Genomic DNA, 22055 nt, shown 5'->3' on the forward strand with positions numbered 1-22055 from the left:
TTGCCACCAGCACCGACCATTACTCAAAACCCAGCGCCAGTCTCAAATTTGCCACCAGCACCGACCATTACTCAAAACCCAGCGCCAGTCTCAAATTTGCCACCAGCACCGACCATTACTCAAAATCCAGCGCCAGTCTCAAATTTGCCACCAGCACCGACCATTACTCAAAATCCAGTGGTTGCGCCTGCTGCTGCGCCCATAAATCTCGCACCGATACCGACACCGGAGCTCGCAGCCAACCAGCCACCCAGCACAAATCGTTTATTTTCTCCCAGCTTGCAAGAGCAAAACCAGATATCTAATTCCTTGCAACAGCGCATTTCACCTCCCGCGTCTGCGAATCTTGACGCTTCCAATTTGCCAACTAACGTCGATGCCGTTATTTTTCCCGTGGAGGAGAGATTTACCAGGGAGTTTGCCGATTACCTAAATTTGCCATCAACAAATGCGATCGCCACCCTAGAAGATGCCCAAAATACCCTTCGCAGTGTCCAACAAGCCACAGGCATCAAACCAGCTCTCATTTATATCAGCTTTGTACCCAGGGGTTCTACAGTCGATCGGCCCTACAGCAGTTCGTCCATCTTGCGTGTAGAACAGCAAATTCAAGCCTCTGACGAACTGGAAATGATGGTGATTACCCCGGAAGGTGTGCCCGTTCGCCAGCGCATCCCTGGAACCTCTCGCGCCCAGGTAATGGAAGCTGTTCGGAAATTTCGCGATGAACTGACTAATCCGGTAAAGCGCAACACTAAAAGTTATTTGCCCTTGGCTCAGCAACTCTACCAGTGGATGGTAGCGCCGCTCGAAGCAGAACTGCAAGCCAAAGGCATTGAGAATTTATCTTTTATCTCAGATATAGGGTTGCGATCGATACCTATGGGCGCCCTGCACGACGGCAAAGGCTTTCTGGTAGAGCGTTACAGTCTTGGAGCGATGCCGAGTCTGAGTTTGACAGATACCAGCGCGGCCAATTTCAAAAATACCCAAGTTCTGGCAATGGGGGCGTCGCAATTTCCAGAGATGAGTCCTTTGCCTGCGGTCGAAATAGAAGTATCGACAATCACGCCGCAGCAGTGGCCGGGTAAGTCTTTCTTGAATGAAGCTTTCACCCTGGCCAATTTGAAATCGCAGCGCCAGCAGCAGCCTTTTGGGATGATTCACTTGGCTACTCACGCGGAATTTCGATCGGGAGACCCTAGCCAATCCTTTATTCAGTTGTGGGATACTAAATTGCGTTTGGATCAGTTACGACAAATGGGATGGCACAGCCCGCAAGTTGAAATGTTAGTTTTGAGTGCTTGCAGGACTGCTGTGGGCGATCGAGAGGCCGAGTTGGGCTTTGGCGGGTTAGCCGTGCAAGCCGGAGTTAAATCGGCTATGGCGACTCTTTGGTATGTCAGCGACGAGGGCAGTTTGGGGTTGATGGCGGAGTTTTACGGGCAGTTAAAAACTGCTCCGATTAAAGCAGAAGCACTGCGGCAAGCGCAATTAGCGATGTTGCGCCAAGAGGTGCGAATTGAAGGGGGGATGCTGCACACTTCTGTTGGCAATCTGCCGTTACCACCGGAATTGGCAAACGTGGGGAGTCAGAATTTCTCTCATCCTTATTATTGGTCTGCTTTTAGAATGATTGGCAATCCTTGGTAACTCGATCGCCCGCCCGCATCTCAACAACCGCCAATCACTCATAATTGCCACAAAAATTCAAAATCCCAAACCCAAAACTGCCCAACCCCAGTACGATCGATCTAGTTAGCAAAAATAAGTAAAAACACTACCGGAGTAATTTTTATGGATCTGGTCGTACTCCAGAACTGGCTGGACAACATCTCCTTTGCCGTTTTGTTCTCCACAATGCTCATTTACTGGGTTGGCGCAGCATTCCCCGGCATTCCCTACCTGTCAGCGCTAGGAACCGCAGGAATGGCCGTCGCCAACCTATCCATCGCCGCTTTACTCGGTTCTCGATGGATAGAAGCCGGTTACTTCCCCTTAAGCAATCTCTACGAATCCCTATTTTTCCTAGTTTGGGGAATCACCGCCATCCACCTAGTCGCGGAAAACATGAGTCGTTCCCGCTTAGTAGGAGTAGCCACATCCCCCGTAGCAATGGCAATATCCGCCTTTGCAGCCCTGACTCTGCCCGCCACCATGCAATCTGCAGAGCCCCTAGTACCCGCCCTCAAATCCAACTGGCTGATGATGCACGTTAGCGTCATGATGCTCAGTTACTCAACTTTAATGGTAGGAGCGCTACTGGCGATCGCCTTTTTAATCGTCACCCGCGGCCAAAAAATCGAACTCACCGGTAGTTCCTTCGGCACCAACAGCAATCGCAACAGCAACTACCGCCTCCAACGCCCTCAAAACCCCGAACCTCAAAATGCAGAAACCAGCGCCGACAGCGCATTAGCTTTCAGCGAACCCTCTTTCAACTCCAACAATAACGGTTTGGGCACCACCGCAGTGCTCGAATTAGCCACCGTTCAAACCGCATCAACCTCCCCAACTCAAACCGCAGAACTTCTCTCGCCCCAGCGATTGAATCTAGCAGAAACTCTTGATAACATTAGCTATCGAATCATCGGTTTAGGATTCCCCTTACTGACAGTTGGCATTATTGCCGGTGCGGTTTGGGCTAACGAAGCTTGGGGATCGTACTGGAGTTGGGACCCGAAAGAAACTTGGGCGCTAATTACTTGGTTGGTATTTGCTGCCTACCTGCACGCCCGCATTACTCGTGGCTGGCAGGGAAGACGCCCAGCAATTTTAGCAGCCACAGGTTTTGTGGTAGTTTGGATTTGCTATCTAGGCGTTAATCTGTTAGGCAAAGGTTTACATTCCTACGGTTGGTTTTTCTAATTCCCGATCCACCAATGGGCCAGAGAAGAACAGGATAAGTCAAAGAATCGGGATTAATATCATCTCCGGTTGTAGGGTGGGCAATTCCCACCTTACTCAACCAGCGAGATTCTAATAATTAACTCCCTCTTCCTTCTTCCCTTTTTTTTACCCGCTCAGCTTCGCCGAAGACCTTTCTTTCTTCCTTCTTATAGCTTCGGTCTTCCTCACATCCGTTACATCCGTTGCATCCGTTACAAAATCCGTTGCCGAACTTCCTTCATTAAAATAACGACAATTAATATGGACGAATCGCCAATATTTCCCAAAGAAGACGATGTTGTGTCTGCCCCTACCAGCGCTTTGATGTATCAATGTACATTTAAAGTCAGCGAATTTATGGCAATTATGCAGGCAAAATTGGTAGACGAAAAATTATTTTCAGACGGTCTGGATTGCGAGCTATTAAGTGCTGGTAAGGACTGGACAAAAGGCAAACTTAGAATGCGTCTGGAGTTTATTCCGCTCGAACCTGCAATCAAAGAACAAAAAGCCCTTCCTGCCGCTGCTGAAAGATCAGACACCGTGCAAAACTACGCCGTAGATAGCTCAAATCAAACCGATATAGATGAGCCATTAAATCAATGTGACTCAACAGAAATAAGTAATCATTTTCCTATTTCTAGGTATCCAGACCGCGACCCCCAAAGTATAGGAATGTGGAGCTAGGAAGGCAAAGACTGAGAGATTGGGAGAGGGGGATGCTTCCCCTTCTTTGCTCAAAATCCATCGGTTAAATTCCGTACACGGCTCGTTGTCTAACTTCCTTTTTTTTGCTTAATGAAAAACTGCTCTCATGGCTGAATCTTCCAATTGGACGCACCTGCACGCTCAAGTTCACAGGACGCTGCTGTACCGACAAATATTGCCATCAAATCAGCGCTTGCTAGTAGCAGTATCCGGCGGCCAAGATTCTCTGTGTTTAATTAAATTACTGCTAGATTTGCAGCCCAAATGGGGGTGGAATCTAGGGATTGCTCATTGCGATCACCGTTGGCGTTCTGACTCGCAAGCGTCAGCCAATCATGTAGAACAATTAGCTAAAAACTGGGGAATATCCTACTATTTGGAAACAGCCTCGGAGATTTCCAAAACAGAAGCAGCGGCCAGACAGTGGCGATATCAAGCTTTAACCGAAATTGCGATCGCCCACAACTACCCCTACATTGTTACAGGCCACACAGCCAGCGATCGCGCCGAAACACTTCTCTACAACCTGATTCGCGGCAGTGGGGCGGACGGACTTTCTGCCCTCACCTGGAAACGGCCCCTGCTCGATTTTAGATTGCCGATTGCCGATTTTAGATTGGGGAATTCCGGCGAAAATCCCAACTCCCAAATATCTGCCGATTTTAGATGGGAAAATCTGGATGAAAATTCCCAATCGAAAATCCAAAATCTAAAATCTAAAATCTATTTAGTTCGTCCCTTGCTCGAAATAACTCGGTCGCAAACAGGTCAATTTTGTCAAGAGCAAAAACTACCAATTTGGGAAGATTCCACAAATCAAGACTTGCAATATAGTCGCAACCGCATTCGATCAGAATTATTGCCTTATTTGGAAACTCATTTCAACCCAAAAGCCCAACAAGCGCTAGCTCAAACAGCCGAACTCCTCCGCGCCGACGTAGAATATCTCGAACTTGCAGCCAGCGACTTGCTACAGCGAGCAATGTCTCCAATTTCAGACACCCCGCAGGTGAATTTTCAACTTCCCGTCAAGATAAATCGCCCGGTTTTGCGGGAAGCACCCCTGGCCTTGCAGCGACGGGCAATGCGGCAACTACTGCAACAAATATTGCCCTCGGCGCCCAGTTTTGAAAGCGTAGAAAAACTAACCAGCTTAATCGTAGCGCCCAACCGATCGCAAACCGATCCATTTCCTGGAGGAGCGATCGGTCGAGTCGAACACCCTTCGATAATTTTAGATATTAAATTTTAAGCTGTTATTAAACCCGAAAGGACTTGCCGCAACTCGGAAACTACCCGATCTTGCTCCTCTCCTGTCTGCTGCACGCGATCGAGTTCCCCCGCCACCGCTTCCAGCTTTTGCCGTAGCGCATTCAAATTGTCCTGCACCGGCTGCAACATTTCTTGATAAACATTCAGCCTGCCCCAGAGTTGCGCCACTGCACCTTTCTGGTTGAACAAATTCTGCTCTAACTGCTTGAGTTCGTAGCGTTTCGCCTCACTTTCCCCATTTTGGCGGTTGACATTTGCCTCAATTTGGGATATGCCTTCCCGCACCTGCTGAATTTCGTTTTCCAATCTTTGCAATTCTTGGCTTTGCTGCTGGCGCTGAGTATTGAGCTGTGCGACAATCGGTCCCAAATCAATATCTCCTCGCTCTTGTTTTGGAGCATTAGCAGTACCCAGCCGCCGCCACAGCACCGCCTGATGCTGCTTTAAAACATCTTCCCGTTCCTGCAACCGGAGGCGCTGTCCCACCAGAGTTTCGTTTAACATCTGATAACTTTCGAGTTCATCTGCCATTTCATTTTCCAAAGCCATGCGATCGTACTCGCTAGCAGCTTGAATTTTCCCTTGCAGTTCCTCGATTGTCTCCCGCTGCAGAGTCAACTCTTCCTCTTGATCGTTAACAAACCGGAACACCTTTTCCAAATCCTGTTGCAGGTGTTGCACCAGCCCCTGTAACTCATCAACAGGCATCTTCTCCAAAGCTGACACATCTACTTTCTGCTCCGTACCTGCAGCACCCGAAGCAGATGCGAGCCTGGAAACTTGCTGGTAAAGCTCCTCAACAGCCCGCACCTGCAAAGACACGGACTGAGCCTGGTCCTGCTTAGCGCTGAGGGTACTTTGCTGCCCTTTAAGCTCCGCCCGAGCCCCGGCCAAAGCATCTTGAGATTGGTACCACTCTTGCCAGCGGTTTTGGAGGCTCTGATTTTGTTGATCGACCTCTTCTTGTTGCTGTTGAGCTATGCTTTGTTTTTGCTCCAACTGCTGCCAGTGCTGATCCAGAATTGCCTGTTGGGCGCCCACGGCACTAAAAGACTGATTGAGTTGTTCCCGCACCCCTTGGGCAGAAGCAATTGCCCCTCCCAGCTTCTGCATCAACTCCTGAATCCTCTGGGTCTGCTGCTCATCAACTACTGCCCCCTGCGGAACCTCAGACTGCTGCTGGGCCACCCGTTGCTGCTCGCCCCGCAACTGTTCCCAAGCCGTCTCAATTTCCACACGACTGCGATCGACTTCTTCTCGCAGTCGGTTAGCTTCATCTCGAGTATTTTCAATTTCTGAGCGCTGAGCCTCCAGTCGCTCCAACTCCTCTTCCATTTGAGCCAACTGCTCTTCGCGGGCTTGCATTTCCATTTCCCGGCGATTGAGTTCTTGACTCGAAAACGTCAGAGAAGCCTTCCACTGTTCAATTTCCTCTTCCTTATCCTTAAACTTATCCTGCAATCGCGAGAAATTTTGCAGAATGCTCACCAACTGGCGGGCCGCCTCCTGAATCCGCTGCACTTGCTTGCTAGCGCTCAACTCAACCAGCACCAGCGTGCCGTCGTTAAACTTATTAGCTTCCTCAACTGGGATCGCGTCATCGCCTGGTACGGCGCTCCAGTTATGTTCGCCTCGCTGACAAGCTAGCAGTTTCAGCTCAGCCTTACCGCCACCGAGACCAAAGCCGCTTCTCTGTTTTTGTACTTCCGCTAGATACAGCACACTAATAGTCCTCTGCTTCGTAAAACCTATCCCAACTTACTTTAAGTTACTTAAAGGCCTAAAAGATAAGTGGTGTTTACTTCCTACGCTGTTGGGTAGACGGCTAATTCCAACATAAGTAGGCTATCCCCCTTAAGCCAAAGGTTCTTGACTAAAGATAACACTGCGTGTGATTTTTAGTCAACTTACCTAAAGTAAACAAGTATAGGCAAGTAAGGATAACTTTTTGCCACTTAAGTCTTACTTTTTGGTATCGTTTGCCCAATCGGGGGATAGCATTTTTTTCTAACTTTAGCAGCACTCACGCATAGCACGTTCTCACGGGAGAATTTCCATAAAGTACGGCCGCCGCCAGTTGTCTGGAGGAATGAGACAGCAGTACCCATGCCGCTTGATTAAAGACTAGCTCTCACTGCGGAGACTGCCATAGGCCAAACCTGAAAAAGGTCAGTCCTTGAACCTCCCCACATCTAAAGCCGGGGATTCTTGCCCACCTTTAAGACGACAACGGGACATTCAAATATCCCTCTACTGACTCAAAGAACTTTACTTATCCCGGAGCGCATACTTGCTGAGTCCTTCATATTTTTAAGGTTGAACGTGACCTATGCTGCAATTATTTGCCCTTTAACTATTCCGAATTAATCGGATTAGTGCGTTACCGGGGTTGCTCGCCCTCTAGGATATTTCAATGGCTTGAAAATTATTCTTACTCTGGCGAATTGCTCTGTGCCGATTATACCACTCTGGTTTTAGCAACACAATCGTTTCACGAGACTTAAAAGTCCCTACCAACTAAGCCCCAGGCCTAAATCCCCATGTCCTTAGCCCAGGGCTGGTCTCTGGCGTTTCGATAAAAAACTTTCTATTGATTTCACAACTTAGTTAGGGGTCGATCGCCACAAAAGCCCTCGCTGCCCCCAAGCCGGCGCCCTCCTCCGGCGGACTAGGGATTTGAGCCGCGCTGCCTTAGAATAGGGTAATGACGCGAGCCTATGACGCTCGCTGCAGGCGAGCAAAAAGGTCGATCGGCACTGAGGGTTTTCCTGACAATTGCCAACAAAGGTTCATTTTGACTGCACCTGATTTTAGGGCTGTGGCAAACCCAAAAAAACCTTGATCGCAACTCATCCAACCCAACAGACTAGCCTCAAGTTGCCATCGGGCCTCGCTCGGCACTTGCTGCTGGTAGCAGCGGTAAAACCAGAGAATCCTCGCTATTTTGAAGTTGACCTACGCCAAGATGTGTTGGATAAACTGACGGCATACTCAGCCAAAAACTTCAAAACTTTAGCCATCGAAGACTTGAACCAGTCGGGAATGCCAGCGTTGCACACTCGAAGAACCCGTGCAATCGTGCGGTGTGGATTCTACGAGTTTAGGCAACGCCGTGGGAATACAAGGTGAAACTCTACACTTAGAGAATGCCGCGAGTTTCGCGGTTTCAGCTTGTGGACTGGTAGCCCGGCCGAGGAGCGACAGCAAGTATCGCCCTTTCGTCAATTCCCAATTGTGAGATCGGCATCAGCGCGTAAATTATTGACGGAAACAAAAGTCAATCTTTTCGCCAGCACACAGTCTTTCCGAGCTCAGACGCCAACGGTTTTAAGGAGGATACTTTAGCTGCATGCAGGGAAATTTGAGTGAAATAGACATCCGCAGCATCCTGCAATTGATTGAGTTAGGTCAGCGAACCGGAGAACTGTTCGTAGAGGCCTACACCTCCACCGGCAGCAGCACGGGTACTCAACCTACCCTGCGCTCCCTTGCAGGACAATCCTGGTATGTCTTCTGCTTCAACGGTCAGATTATTTACGCTACCCAGAGTGCGGGCAGTTTGTTTCGCTTGCGCGACTACCTGCGCCGCTACAAAGCAGATACCGCCCTCGACAAAATCCAAGTTCCCTATATGGCATCTACCAATGCCCCAGAATACGGCTACCTATGGGCCCTGCTAGAAAACCACATTCTCACCCCAGCTCAAGGGCGCAACATCATCCAGAGCATGATCCACGAAACCCTATTTGACTTACTCAGTCTCCACCAGGGTTCCTTCACTTTTGAAATGGGCCCAGCTTTGGCTCCTCAATTGACCAGCTTAGAAATTAGCTCGCTGCTGGCCAAGATTGTCAAACAGGTGCAGCAGTGGAAGCAGTTTCACCCTCACATTCAGTCGCCCAACCAATGCCCGGTGATTTCCGACCCCTCCGAGCTGCGAGTCGCGCTGCCTGTCAATACCTTTAATACTCTCAGACGCTGGGCCGACGGGCACACTTCGATCCGCCAAATGGCGCGCTACCTTAACCGAGACGTGCTCACTGTCGCTAAGGCGATTTACCCCTTTGTGCAGCAGGGATTGGTGCAAGTATTTTACGAACCCTCTGTTGCCCCCACCAACAACAAAAAAGAATGGTCGTCCCCAGAAACCAAGGTTCCTAGAGTTGTCTGTATTGACGACGACAATACTATTCGCAAAACAGTCGAGTCAATTTTAAATGAACACGGTTACGAAGCTACTACGATCGGCAATCCCCTCCAAGCCCTGAGTTTGGTGTTTCCACTCAAACCCGATTTAATTCTGTGTGACATCGCCATGCCGGAACTCGACGGCTACGAAATTTGCGCTATGCTGCGTAGTTCTAGCGCTTTCCGGCAGACGCCGATCGTGATGCTGACGGGCATCGACGGATTTATCGATCGCGTTAAAGCCCGCATGGCTGGAGCTACAGACTTTTACACGAAACCTTTTGGTGAAAGCGAGTTATTGATGCTGGTAGAAAAATATGTGGGCCCGGGCTACCCTCGGCTCAATCTCTCGGAAAGATTATTAGACCGCTCGCTAGAAGACCAATTAGAAGAAAAATAAATTTTGCACCCATGCCTTGATGGGAGCTTTTTTGTACCTGCGGTTAAATCAAATCTCGGCCGCCACAAAGAGAAAGCTGGGGGTACTATTGGCGATCGCACCATAAACTAGAATGTATTAATCCGCGCGCTGGCATAAGGGCGTCGGTAAAACTCTGTTCAATTTCTAGGCCCAAGTGGGTCTAACACGCTCAAAGTGCAAATATAATATACTTGTTCTCCACTTGCAGCCGCTCCGAAAAACTGATGTACAGAGCTACTTATTGCTAGGTATTTCTGTACAAAGTCAGAGAGTCCAATTCTCACTCTTAAGTGACTCCGTTCATGATTGTCGCGACACCAGCCATGTCAACAACTCCTCGCTAATCCGAGTATCGGTTTAGCATTCATCGCAGAAATTACCCAGAGTTTTACCAATTGAGACGGCGGTGGGAGTACAAAGTGAAGCTTTAGGGGTTTCAAATTAATTGTTCGTAGTCGATTTGAGCTAATTTGTCAGCATTGGTCGCGCGAATTTATGGATGGCAGTCAATTATTGACGGAGCAAATTTATTGCCAAGGACCTCCGGAAGTCGCGCCATTCACCCCTGGGCTGTGTCAAGCTTGGCTGTGTCAAGTTTCGACCATCGAAGTTTCCATCGAGTTCTTCTTGGCGGGAAACCTCAACAATTTGCTAGAAATGCAGGTGTCAGAATTATGATTAGCGGTAGCCCAGACTTTATATTACCAGGACTAGGCGTAGATCCGGCTCCGGAATTCCAAGAACTAGAAACTCCCGAAGGCGAGCTGCACCTGCGGTTCTACGTTCCTTCGGGGAACGAGTTCGCACTGCCGGCGACAGGGATTAGAGAGGTACTATCCCCTTCCCCAGACCGAATGACACCGATCCCCAACGTTTCCTCTTTGCTTTTAGGTACGCTAAATATGAGAGGACGAGTGATTTGGGTGGCAGACCTCGGCCAATTTCTGGGAGACCAAACACCTCTGAACACAGATAGACCCGAAATCCCGATCGTGGCTGTGGAAGACCAAGACACGATTTTGGGGCTGGCAGTCGATCGAATTGTGGGGATGGACTGGCTCGACGTAGAGCAACTGCACTCTCAGAACAATGCACCAGACGGCATGATTCCATTTCTGAGGGGAGAATGGATGTTAGGTGCACCAGCTCAGAAAGTGCTCCGACTGCTAGATCAAGTGAAAATTCTGCGCTCGGCGCGGTGGGCAGCGTGAAATCGATTTTAGATTTGCGATTTGCGATTTTCGATTGAGGTCTAACCATCAACAGTCACACGACTTGAGGCGCGCATCTAAACATTCAATTCAAGATAAAAATCAAAAATCTCAAATCTAAAATCTAAAATCCAAAGAGGGCGGCAAATGGCAACAAGTACCAACTTTCAGCAGGACTACCAACGGGCAGAAGCGGCCTACATGGATGGCAATTATTCAGAAGCCGCAGCCCTAGTTTATCAATTAGTAGAAGATTTTCCCGAAGACCCCAGCGCTCGCCTGCTGTGCGGACACATTTACTGCTACGGGCTGCAACAGTATGAGGTGGCGCGGGAACAGTACACAGTTGTGCTAGGCCTGAGTGACGACCCGAGTTTGGTGGAACACGCTCACAACGGAATTACCTACACAGACCAATTTTTATCTGGAGAGCTGCAAACGGAAAATTTCGAGGCTTTGTCTGCTGAAACTGAATTAGAATTCTACCCAGACTTATCTCTTGATGAAGGGTTAGAAGACCCGGATTTGGGACTTTTCCAAGGCAATTCCCCATCCCTTTCCTATAGAAGTCAATCCTCAGACGACCTGGAAAACGAGGACTTGGCAGACTTGGGCATGAGTGGCTTGGGGTGGGAAGCAGAAGACGACGATGGCGTCGGCTCAGTCCCAGATTTAGCCTCACATTCTAACCCGTTTGGTGGCGACAGCGGCGGAATGGCAGCTTATGCTGAGACCTCCGACTCGCTAGACGACATAGACGAGTTTGCCGACTCGGACTTTGGAGACCCTTTTGCCTTAGATGATGGAGGGTTTGATGCTGCTGACGTGTCTAGCAGCAAAGTGTCTGGTTCAAGCGCACCTTACTCAGGAGATTCGTTTTCAGAAGCTCCGACTCAGATGCTCAACGGTCAAAGTTTTGCCTCTTCAGAAACCGGGAATTCCTTCGACTCGAACCAACTAGACTCCCCCCTCGGGCCCTCGGACAATTTTGGCGAACCTTTTGCTGGGCTCGATTTGCCAGACGAATTCGACGAGAACTCCGACTACGATTTCCAAGCCCCGCCCCAGAGCGGCCAAAATTACGGTAATAACGCACCTCTGGCCGAAGAGGAAGACCCGTTTGCCGAGGCGATGCCCTCGTCGGGTTTCGGGTCTTCTCGGCCTCAAAACAAGCAGCCGAATAACGGGTCGGACTACTCATCAAACTATTCGCTGGCGGAAGACGAAACGCTGTTGATGGGAGGTGCTGTCCCTAACTCTCAAAGTCAAAGGTCGAGCCGGGGACAATTTAATTCAGTCGATCGCTCTTCCGCCAACAGCAACGGTTACAGCGACTCGGAACCCCCAGCATTTAGCTCTAGAGACAACTTCGAGTTAGATGCTTTTGAAGACGACGCTTTTAGCGATTCTTTCTCTTTCGACGAAAACGAACAAGCGACAGCTTTCGGGGCGTCCGACAAGAACGACAGCGCCTGGTCGTCAAAAACTGGGAACGCTCAAGAACACAGCGACTTTTTAGACGAATTTGACGAATTTGACGATTTGGGGAATTTGCCGGACTTTGATATCTCAGAAGATGCCACCAGTTCGATCTTGACTAGAGGTAACACCAATTTCGGCAACTCGACCAGTGGCATGATGGGAACGACCGGCAGCAGCCTGGACTTTGACAACAGCGATGGCTCAGCAATTCGGGATGACGAAATATTTAGCATAAGCGGCCCGGCTGATGCGTCTGTGTCGAATTTTTCTCCCACCGAAACAGAAGCGGTCGATACTTCGGTAACAGTAGAACAGGGGGGACTGGCTTTCTTGGAAAATGCCCCTTTGTTTACAAAACAGTTGTACACGGCTATCGGGGCGGGACTGGTTTCTCTGGTAGCTGTGGCTTTCGTCACCAACATTGCCTCCTATCAAGCTCTGCGGCAAGACAAACCCGAGGCGATCGTTTACCTGCGCCAAACAGGCTGGGTAATGACCGCAGCCGCAGGCTTTACCAGCTTTTTAACTTCTTGGGGCATCGGCCAGTTGATCGCCAAGCAGGTACGCAAGTCGTCGGACAATTTGCAAGCTCAGTTCGATGCAGTATCTCAAGGAACTTTGGACGCTCGCGCTACGGTTTACTCGGAAGATGAATTTGGCAAAATGGCTGCTAAATTCAACCACATGGCGAAGGTTATCCAAACCACGATTAGCGATACCAGGCGCAAGTCTGACGAGCAGGAACAGGCAAAAGAAGACTTACAGCGCCAAGTGATTCGCTTGCTAGACGACGTGGAAGGAGCGGCCCGGGGTGACTTGACGGTGACTGCGGAAGTGACCGCAGACGTTTTGGGTGCTGTTGCTGACTCGTTTAACTTGACAATTCAAAATCTGCGCGAAATTGTCCATCAGGTGAAGCAGGCGGCTAGGGAGGTCAGCAAAGGCGCTACGGATAGTGCTAAGTTTGCGGGCGATTTGTCTTCCGACGCGCTCCGGCAAGCTGAGGAACTGGCGGCAACGCTCAATTCGGTGCAAGTCCTCACCGATGCGATTCAGCGGGTCGCAGAGAGCGCTAGAGAGGCGGAAGAAGTGGCCCGGGGCGCGGCGGCAACGGCTCTGAAAGGAGGCGAGGCTGTGGAGCGGACGGTGGCCGGGATTTTGGAAATTCGAGAAACCGTAGCAGAAACCACGAGAAAAGTCAAGAGGTTGGCGGAAGCTTCTCAAGAAATTTCTAAGATTGTGGCTTTAATTGCGACGATCGCCTCCCGGACGAATTTGTTGGCCCTCAACGCCAGTATTGAGGCGGCGAGAGCTGGGGAAGCGGGCAGGGGTTTTGCGATCGTGGCAGACGAGGTGCGACAATTGGCAGACCGATCGGCTAAGTCTTTGAAAGAAATCGAACAGATCGTGATGCAAATTCAAAGCGAAACCGGCGCGGTAATGACGGCGATGGAAGAAGGGACGCAGCAGGTTATTGAGGGGACAAGATTGGCAGAACAGGCGAAGCGATCGCTTGAAGATATCATTCAAGTAACTAACCGAATTGACGTGTTAGTGCGATCGATTACTGCCGACACTGTAGAGCAAAACGAAACAGCTCGCGCGGTCGCCAGTGTGATGCAAGCGGTGGAATTAACTGCTCAGGAAACATCCCAAGAAGCGCAGCGAGTTTCCGGTGCTTTGCAAAACTTGGTGGGCGTTGCTCGCGACCTTTTGACATCGGTGGAAAGATTCCGAGTAGAAACAGCAGAAAGACAATAATTAAGTGTCTAATGCTTTTTTATCGGCTGATTTACCAGCACATTAGTGTGGCAAGGATGGCAGAGAAAAAGCAACCTCGCAGTCTTGAAACCGCTGCGGGGCTGCTAATTCAACACCTAAACAAAGTAGGAGTTGCACAGATGGACGATAACATAGTAGAGGTAATTCCTTGCATTTTTGGTGAAATTCAGCCGACGGGCTGTATTATCTCTACTCTCGCTAAATCTAGTAGTGGCTATGCAAACAAGAGACTTCGCATTAACGGTGAATGGAAAACTTTTAATGTCCACCGTTTAGTATTAGAAAATATTTTAGGTCGTCCGATTAGACCGGAATACTTTGCTTGCCATACTTGCGATGTTAGGAATTGCATTAATCCAAACCATTTATGGGAAGGTTCTCGACTGGAAAATTCTCAATACAGGTTTAAGAAAGGACGAATTAAAGATGTAGGAAGTACATCGGCGCCGAAACCTAAAAAACAACTGCGAGGCCAAGAAATAATTCCAGGTATTCGTGCCCAAATACAGGCCAACGGCTGCATGATTTGTACGTTGGCTAAAAGAAGTGATGGTTACGCCATTAAGGGTACTAAAATTAATGGCCAAACAAAAAGTTTCTACGCTCACAGGCTGGTACTGGAACACAAACTGGGAAGGCCTGTTAAACCCGGTTATTTTGCGTGTCACAGTTGCGACGATCGCGGTTGTGTCAATCCCGACCATTTTTGGGAAGGAACCCCCGCCGATAACTCCCGCGATGCTATAGAAAAAAACCGCTTTCCTTTCCTTCCACCTGTCAAGCGCAAACTTAAACCCGAACAAGTGCGGGAGATTCGCTATCTTTTAAGTGAGGGCATATCGAAAACAAAAATAGCCAGGACATTTGCGATATCTCGCAGTCAGATTATTCTCTTGGCAAGGGGCGAGATATACAAAGAGCTTCTCTAGAACTACTAACATAGACCCAATACAATAACGCTTAAAATCAGGAATAAAACTATGCTGCCGGAGCAACAACAGAGGATAATGGGCTACTTTATTGAGGAGGCAAAAGACCACCTCAATACGATCGAACAAGGGTTGCTGAATCTGCAAACCACGATCGAAGACCCAGAACTGGTCAACGAAGTATTTAGGGCCGCTCACTCTGTCAAAGGAGGAGCAGCAATGCTGGGGCTGACGAGCATTCAGCAAACAGCTCACCGACTAGAAGATAGTTTTAAAGTTTTAAAAGAGTGCAGCGTTAAAGTAGACCAACAGCTAGAGTCCCTTTTTCTGCGAATTTTTGACACATTGCAAGGGCTGTTAGAGCAACTGTCGGGGCCTTTTGGACTGACAGAAGAATTGGGAGAACAAATGGTTCGAGAATTAGAACCAGTATTTGAAGAGCTCAACGGGCACTTGGGGGGACTCGTCGGACACGGAGAATACCATGCAGACGATAGCTACGCGATGCCAGTACCCGAACAAGTTATGGCGGGGGTGGGAGTGGGGACGTTTGCCTCATCAAGGAGTTTTCCAGATTCGCGGTCAGTTTACGCACCTGATGCCAGAGCAACAGAAGACAGCGCGCTGCAGCTAGTATTTGACTCGGACGTGCCGGCGAGGATGCGCGAACTCCTGCAAGAGTTCAAACAGCCCGAGGGGCCAGAAAGCAGGCGGCAACTCAAGAACATTTGTCGGAACTTGCTCAGGGCAGGGGAAGAATTTGAACTGCCCTGCTGGATAGAATTGATCCAAGCTGTATCCAAGGCGATCGCCAACCCAGAAAATACCTACCGCACCTTAGCCCCAACGGTGATCAAAGACATCAAACAAGCGCAAGAACTGGTAATTTCTGGTCTAGAATCGTCGATCGCACCAAGCGCAAAACTTCTGTCGCTGCAGCCGACTGTTCAGGTTCCAGAAACGGATTTTGAAGATTTGCTGGCCTTCGCTCAACCGAGTAAATCCGGGACAAATGTGGTTTCTGTTGAGGATGAGGCCTGGGATCTGGTGGGATCGGGCGATGCCACGGATGGATTGAACAAGTTGCTGCCGACTATTTCTGGGCTGAGTATAGACGAGCTGTTCGACCAACTCGACAGCGGCGACAGCAACGATGACAGTGGCATTCGATCGTCCCAGTTCGACGAGGATTCCGCCTTCGCAGAATCGGATATGGAGACGGGTGCTTTTAGAGGCTCGACCCGCACCGGCCCGGAAGTGGGCGCGGCAGAACTCAACACTTTAGCTGACTTGTTTGACGGCGAGTCCCCGGAGCTCGACGGCGCTTGGGAAGAAGAAGAAGACCTCGACTATGCACAGTCTTCTGGGATATCGGCGGCGGGAATGCTGGGGTCAGACGATGACAATTCCGGCGATTTTACTGATTTGTTGTTTGACGAATACGATGCCGAAAGTTCCGAAACGAACACGAAGCCTCCGATTGATGACCTGACGAGTTTGTTTGGGGAGGATTTGCTGTTTGGAGAAGAGGCAGAGGGATCGGCATTAGCTGCCGGTCAGAAAAATGGGGGTTCGAGCCAGCGGTTAACTCGCAAACAGGTTAAAACGGGTAACGGTAGGGGCGGTTTGGAGCGGCGAGAGGACACGGTGGCCCCAGCCAGGGGACAAGGGGACGAAGATGCTCTCGGTACGCTTTTGGACGAAGTGGCTGCCCAAACTTCTGCTGGTAGTACGGACAATGCTGATTTCGAGAACTTGTTCGGTGATTTAGGCTTATCTGAGGCAACAGGTGGGCCGGCAGTCTCTTCGGAGTATTCCCTGAAGTCTGAGGCTTTAGACGGAGAATCGAAGGAGCCTGCAGCAGGGGGGGGCAATAATGATTCAGCGGATGCCGAAGCGCTTGCTCTGCCTGAAATGGATGATTTTGATTTGTTCTCTGAGCTTGGCGAGGATTCGGATTTGAGCGAGCTGATGGGGATTACTTCTAATTTCCTTTCTTCAGAAGACGAAGGTGGGGAGAACGGGGGCGATCGAGATCAAGCTGCAGGCACCGCACAAAATGAGGAAATGGGCAACGTTCTTAACATGACATCAAATTCTGATTTAGATATCTCTGCAGATGAAAACTGGCTAGAAGATGCTTTCGGCATGGAAGACGAGTCTGTGCAATCGCTCAACCTGGAGCTGGACGATACGGATTTAGATGCGCTGTTTGGGGATATGACCTCAGACGCGATTTCTGAGGATGAACAGACTGTGCGGGATCGGCAAGGAGTGGCTACCTCCCGAGAAGCTGCCGATTTGGCTGAGCTTTTCGGTTCTGTACCTACGGGTACTGAGTATGACGGAGAAGCTTCGGGGCAAGCCCGTGGGGCTTGGCTGAAGGATGGGGATTCAGAATTGCTGAGTGCGGATGTGGGAGTTGAGGAGGGCGATTTGGGGAGTTTGTTCGAGAACAATGGTGCGGCTGTTTCCGACCAAGACTTGACAAATTCGGCAGAGGTTGAACTTGGGGCTTTGTCCGACGATCGTCCTGAGTCGGAAATTTCCAATGTCGAATCTGATGAGGGCGCAGCTTTCGATTTCTTGGAGGATATGTTTGGGGAAGGCATGGTGCACCCAGGCGATGCTGGATCGGCGCCAGATGACGGCGCTGCGGATGTGAAGGAGTTGTCTGCCCAACCTGCCGATGGTTTGTTCGACGAGGCGAGTGCGGATTTGTTCGATCGAGCCGCAACAGATGCCGCCGGGGAGTCTGAGGGCGAAGATGATTTGTTTAATGCCCTGGAAACGGATTTTTTAAGTGCGGATTTAGAGCCACTGCCAGCAGAATCTCTCGATGGTATGTTTGAGGGCGATGCTGACTTGCTCTCGGCGATGGAAACCGGGGCTACTCTCAACAACGAAGAGTTGGAGGGTTTTGATGATTTGTTGGATTCGATCGATGCTGAGGTTCTGGTGACTTCGGAACTGACGACGGGCTTTTGGGACGCTGAGGACGAGTCGGGCGAGGCCGATTCCTCGGAGTTGGAAGAGGGGTCGCTGGCAGACTTTTTTGCCGAGGGCGAATCAGGCGATGAGGATGCCGAAGGCAATTTTGACGATTTAGAAGCACTGTTAATTGCAGGGGGTGCTGGAGCTGTCATAGCAGCTTCTGGAAGCACAAATCAGAGTCCGGTAAATACAGAAGTTTTCTCGGATCTCGAAGAACTCCTTAGCGAGAGCGCAACTATGCCGGAAATTCACGGGCTACCGGCGACCACTGCTAGTAAAGCTCCGCGCACTGCTGCCGATGAGAGCGACGACGAATTTGGCGATTTGGAAAAACTGCTGGAAGATCCAAAGGACAGCGGCCGCCAAGGGGAAGGCAATATGGGGCAGTCGGCGCTCAACAGACCCAGGCGGAATGCCCGCGCGGGCGGGTTCGGCGACCAGACGATGCGGGTGCCGGTCAAGCAACTGGACAACCTCAGCAATTTGATGGGGGAACTGGTGGTAAACCGCAACAGTTTGGAGCAAGACCAAGAACGGATGCGGCAGTTTTTGGACAATTTGCTGCACCAGGTTGCGCTGCTGAGCGATGTGAGCCAGCGGACTCAGGATTTCTACGAGCGGAGTCTTTTGGAGATTGCTTTGCTGGCAAACCGGCAGGGACACCGATCAGCCTGGCGCTCTGAGGATTCGGCCCACACCCGGGAAAGTGCCTGGAGACCGGAGGAAATGGACAGGTTTACTCCTTTCCACAGTTTGGCTCAAGAGATTATTGAGCTGATCGTGCGGGTGCGGGAGTCGGCGGCGGACATTGAGTTTTTGGTGGATGAGGCGGATCAGGTGACTCGCCAACTGCGACAAGTTACTACTCAACTGCAAGAAGGTTTGACTCGCGCCCGGATGAAGCCGTTTGCGGAGACGACGGACAGGCTGTTCCGGGCAGTGCGGGAAATCGCGATTAAGTGCGGCAAGCAGGCTCAGTTGCAGGTTGAGGGTAAGGATATTTTGATCGACAAGATGATTGTGGATCAGCTATATGACCCGATGACTCATTTGGTGAACAATGCGATTACTCACGGGATCGAACCGCCGGAGGTGCGTCTGGCGGCTGGGAAGCCTGCTGTCGGCAGGATTACGATTCGCGCTTTCCACCAAGGGAACCAAACCGTGGTTTCGGTTTCTGATGACGGGGCGGGGATTGACCCGCAACGGGTGAAGGCGAAGGCGATTAAGCAGGGTATGCTGACGGCGGCTCAGGCTCAGAGGATGTCTCGCTCGGAAGTTTACGATTTGCTGTTTATGCCGGGTTTCAGCACTCAGGAACAGGCGACGGAGTACGCCGGCCGGGGGGTCGGTATGAATGTTGTGCAGACTTCGTTGCAGGAAATTCGGGGCACTGTGTCGATCGATTCAACCATCGGCAAGGGGACTGTGTTTACCATCCGTTTGCCTCTGGTGTTGAGTATTTCTAAGGCTCTGACTTGCATTAGCGATCGCGCTCGCATTGCTTTCCCGATGGATGGGGTCGAGGATATGATCGATGTGCCTCGCGATCAGGTGACGACGGGGGCGGATGGTTTGCCTTGCATTGAGTGGCGGGGTCAAAGCTTGCCGTTCCGGCCGCTGCGGGATCTGCTGGCTTACAGCCGCCATTTGGGTCGGGGCAGTGTTTACGGGTTTAATACTGACGATGACATGATTTCGGTGATCGTGCTGCGGTCTGCTGGCAATTTCTTGGCGGTGCAGGTGGATCAGGTTTCGACGGAACAGGAAATTGTGATCAAGCCGTTGGAAGGGCCGGTGCCGAAGCCGATCGGGATTGCTGGGGCCACCGTGCTCGGGGACGGTCGGATCGTGGCGATTGCGGACGTTCTGGAGCTGATCGATTTGGCTACGGGAAGGCTGCGGAAGGACACTGGCGGTACGCTTTGGGATGAGGGCGATCGGGCTGCTGCGGAGGCGGAAATCGAGAAGACTGAGCCGACTGTGCTGATTGTCGATGACTCGATTACGGTGCGATCGCTCTTGTCGATTACTTTCGAGAAGTCTGGCTATCGTGTGGAAGAAGCTCGCGACGGTAAGGAAGCTTGGGAAAAGATGAAATCTGGTCTGCCTTGCGATATCGTTTTCTGCGATATTGAAATGCCGAGAATGGACGGTTTGGAACTACTTTCTCGGATGCAGAAGGATGCCGTTTTGTGTGAATTGCCGATCGCGATGTTGACTTCTCGCGGTGCTGACAGACACCGCCAAATGGCTTACAGTTTGGGCGCGAAAGGTTATTTCACTAAGCCTTATTTGGAGGAGCAATTGCTCGATGCTGCTTCTCGGATGTTGAAAGGTGAGGTTGTTGGTGCCCCGGTTGGTGTGTAATGTGTAAATCTGTGTTTATCTGCGGTTAAAAAAGGTAATTTGTTAACCGCAGATGAAAATGGATTGACGCGGATTGACGCAGATAATCTCTAATTTATCTGCGTCAATCTGTGTTTATCTGCCTGTATCTGCGGTTAAAAAAGGGAATTTCTCGAACCGCAGATGAAAATGGATTAACGCGGATTGACGCAGATGTTCGATCGCGCTTTCGGTTTTGGTGGTAGGCTGGGAAAGTGGGGTTTAGCGGAAGGGCGATCGAGGTGATTTATGGATGCTAAAGAACTTTTAGAAAGATACGCTAAAGGCGAACGTAAATTTCCGAATGCAAAGTTAAGTGGGGTAGACCTTAAAGGTGCTGACCTGAGTGGGATAGACCTACAAAGTGCTGATTTGACTGGGGCTGATTTGAGTGGCACAAACCTAACAAATGCGATTTTTTACGCTGTTAATTTGAGTCGGGCATCCTTGACAAGTGCAAACATGAGTGGAATACGTTGTGATTCAGCTAATCTAAGTTTAGCAGAACTCAACGGTGCAAATTTGAGTAAAGCAAATCTGAGTAGTTCCAACTTGACTAATGCTAATCTTGACAAGGCAAATCTGAGTGGTGCAAATCTAACCGCTACTAACTTAAGTAGAGCCTCCTTGTTTCACGCAGACTTAAATAGAGCGGACTTGACTAACGCTAATCTGACTGAAGCCAACATAATTCAAGCAGATTTAACTTCTGCAATTTTAAGTGGTGTAAAACTCTTAGAGGCAAAAAATATCAACGGTTCTAAACTTAGGGCAGTCAAATTGCCCGAAAAGAATTTGTCAGGAATGAAGTTGATAAATGTAGATTTAAGTGTGGCAAACTTGGCAAAAGCTAACCTTAAAAAAGCTTGTTTGCAAGGATCGAATCTAGAAAGAGCTAATCTACGAGGAGCAAATTTAAGTAGAGCAGATTTAAGTAGAGCTAACTTGAAAAGAACCGACTTAACTGACGCAATAACCTATGGCTGGAATATTGAAAATGCCGACTTAACTGGTGCTATAATGCCCGATGGAGAAATCTACGAGCCAGAAACCTCTGACGCAGAAATCTACCAGCCCGAAACTTTGGAAAAATTATCCCAAACAGTAATATCTATGACGCGCAAAATTATTCGTACTGACAAAGCACCCGCACCCGTGGGCCCTTACAATCAAGCCATTGCCGCTACGGGCACTATGCTGTTTGTAGCTGGCCAAATTGCGATCGACATTAGACTAAACGATATTGTCTACACCGACGACGTGGCAAAACAAACCGAACAAGTTATGGCAAATCTCGAAGCCATTCTCACAGAAGCCGGCGCTACTTGGTTGGATGTCGTAAAAACTACGGTTTTCCTCAAAGATATGAATGATTTTGCCGCTGTGAATGCGGTTTATGCGAAATATTTTGATGCGGAAACAGCACCGGCGCGCGCTTGTGTGGAGGTTTCGCGTTTGCCGAAAGATGTGTTAGTTGAAATTGACTGCATTGCTGTGATTTGATTTGAGCTTCTTTGAGAAACCAGGCTTTTTAAATAAGTCTGGTTTCTGGATAGTTTGTTTTTTTTAATATTTATGAGTGATTTAACCGCAGAGGGCGCAGAGGGCGCTGAGAAAGAGGGGAGAGAGATGAATAATTTGAAAGTTTATTTATAGCAACCGCCGAGGGTAAAGTGCGCGACTTTATTAACTTCTACAGCCGATCGCACTTTTGTCGATCTGTCGCTGTCGCGCACCTACTCCCAAATCAATCTGAAACAATCAGATTTAATCTCAATTAGCAATTAGCAA

Annotated in this window: 13 protein-coding genes; 12 read left to right on the top strand and 1 reads right to left on the bottom strand. The window is 49.8% G+C overall.

Features of this window, described 5'->3' with window-relative positions:
• From QUA25_RS10855 to tilS, 4 genes are all read left to right on the top strand, one after another.
• Window positions 1–1653 (top strand): CHAT domain-containing protein (locus QUA25_RS10855; protein ID WP_333037486.1); only part of this gene is annotated, 1653 nt, incomplete at its 5' end.
• A gap of 144 nt (window positions 1654–1797) precedes the next feature.
• Window positions 1798–2868: a c-type cytochrome biogenesis protein CcsB gene (gene ccsB / locus QUA25_RS10860; RefSeq protein ID WP_333037489.1), complete on the top strand. Its 1071-nt coding sequence runs from the start codon at window positions 1798–1800 to the stop codon at window positions 2866–2868.
• 282 nt (window positions 2869–3150) lie between these two features.
• Window positions 3151–3576 carry a KGK domain-containing protein gene (locus QUA25_RS10865; RefSeq protein WP_333037490.1) on the top strand — a complete coding sequence of 142 codons (426 nt, stop codon included), beginning with the start codon at window positions 3151–3153 and terminating at the stop codon, window positions 3574–3576.
• A 127-nt stretch (window positions 3577–3703) separates the two neighbouring features.
• Window positions 3704–4849, top strand: a complete 1146-nt coding sequence (tilS, locus tag QUA25_RS10870; RefSeq protein ID WP_333037491.1) for a tRNA lysidine(34) synthetase TilS — start codon at window positions 3704–3706, stop codon at window positions 4847–4849.
• Here tilS and hmpF read toward each other — a convergent pair.
• Complete coding sequence (gene hmpF, locus QUA25_RS10875) at window positions 4846–6591, bottom strand: pilus motility taxis protein HmpF (protein ID WP_333037493.1); 1746 nt, start codon at window positions 6589–6591, stop codon at window positions 4846–4848. The genes tilS and hmpF overlap by 4 nt on opposite strands.
• Before the next feature lie 1116 nt (window positions 6592–7707).
• On the opposite strand from hmpF, the gene QUA25_RS10880 reads away from it, so the two are divergent.
• The 8 genes from QUA25_RS10880 (at window position 7708) to QUA25_RS10915 (ending at window position 21767) form a co-directional block, all read left to right on the top strand.
• A complete protein-coding gene (locus QUA25_RS10880) occupies window positions 7708–7998 on the top strand; it encodes a hypothetical protein (RefSeq protein ID WP_333037494.1) in 291 nt (96 codons plus the stop codon).
• 220 nt (window positions 7999–8218) lie between these two features.
• Window positions 8219–9457: a response regulator gene (locus QUA25_RS10885; protein ID WP_333037496.1), complete on the top strand. Its 1239-nt coding sequence runs from the start codon at window positions 8219–8221 to the stop codon at window positions 9455–9457.
• 516 nt (window positions 9458–9973) lie between these two features.
• The gene (locus QUA25_RS10890; protein WP_333037497.1) at window positions 9974–10156 is read left to right on the top strand and encodes a hypothetical protein; all 183 of its coding nucleotides are present in this window, start codon (window positions 9974–9976) and stop codon (window positions 10154–10156) included.
• Complete coding sequence (locus QUA25_RS10895) at window positions 10156–10689, top strand: chemotaxis protein CheW (protein WP_039887356.1); 534 nt, start codon at window positions 10156–10158, stop codon at window positions 10687–10689. Before QUA25_RS10890 ends, QUA25_RS10895 begins: the two co-directional genes overlap by 1 nt.
• Window positions 10690–10836: 147 nt before the next feature.
• Window positions 10837–13932, top strand: a complete 3096-nt coding sequence (locus tag QUA25_RS10900) for a methyl-accepting chemotaxis protein (protein WP_333037498.1) — start codon at window positions 10837–10839, stop codon at window positions 13930–13932.
• 11 nt (window positions 13933–13943) lie between these two features.
• Entirely contained in the window at window positions 13944–14882 is a 939-nt protein-coding gene (locus QUA25_RS10905) for an HNH endonuclease (protein ID WP_333037499.1), read from the top strand.
• Between the two features lie 51 nt (window positions 14883–14933).
• Complete coding sequence (locus QUA25_RS10910) at window positions 14934–20246, top strand: response regulator (protein ID WP_333037501.1); 5313 nt, start codon at window positions 14934–14936, stop codon at window positions 20244–20246.
• A gap of 267 nt (window positions 20247–20513) precedes the next feature.
• Complete coding sequence (locus tag QUA25_RS10915) at window positions 20514–21767, top strand: Rid family detoxifying hydrolase (protein ID WP_333037502.1); 1254 nt, start codon at window positions 20514–20516, stop codon at window positions 21765–21767.
• The last annotated feature ends 288 nt before the right edge of the window (window positions 21768–22055 follow it).

The organism is Microcoleus sp. Pol17C6, assembly GCF_036701145.1.
Lineage (GTDB): Bacteria > Cyanobacteriota > Cyanobacteriia > Cyanobacteriales > Microcoleaceae > Microcoleus.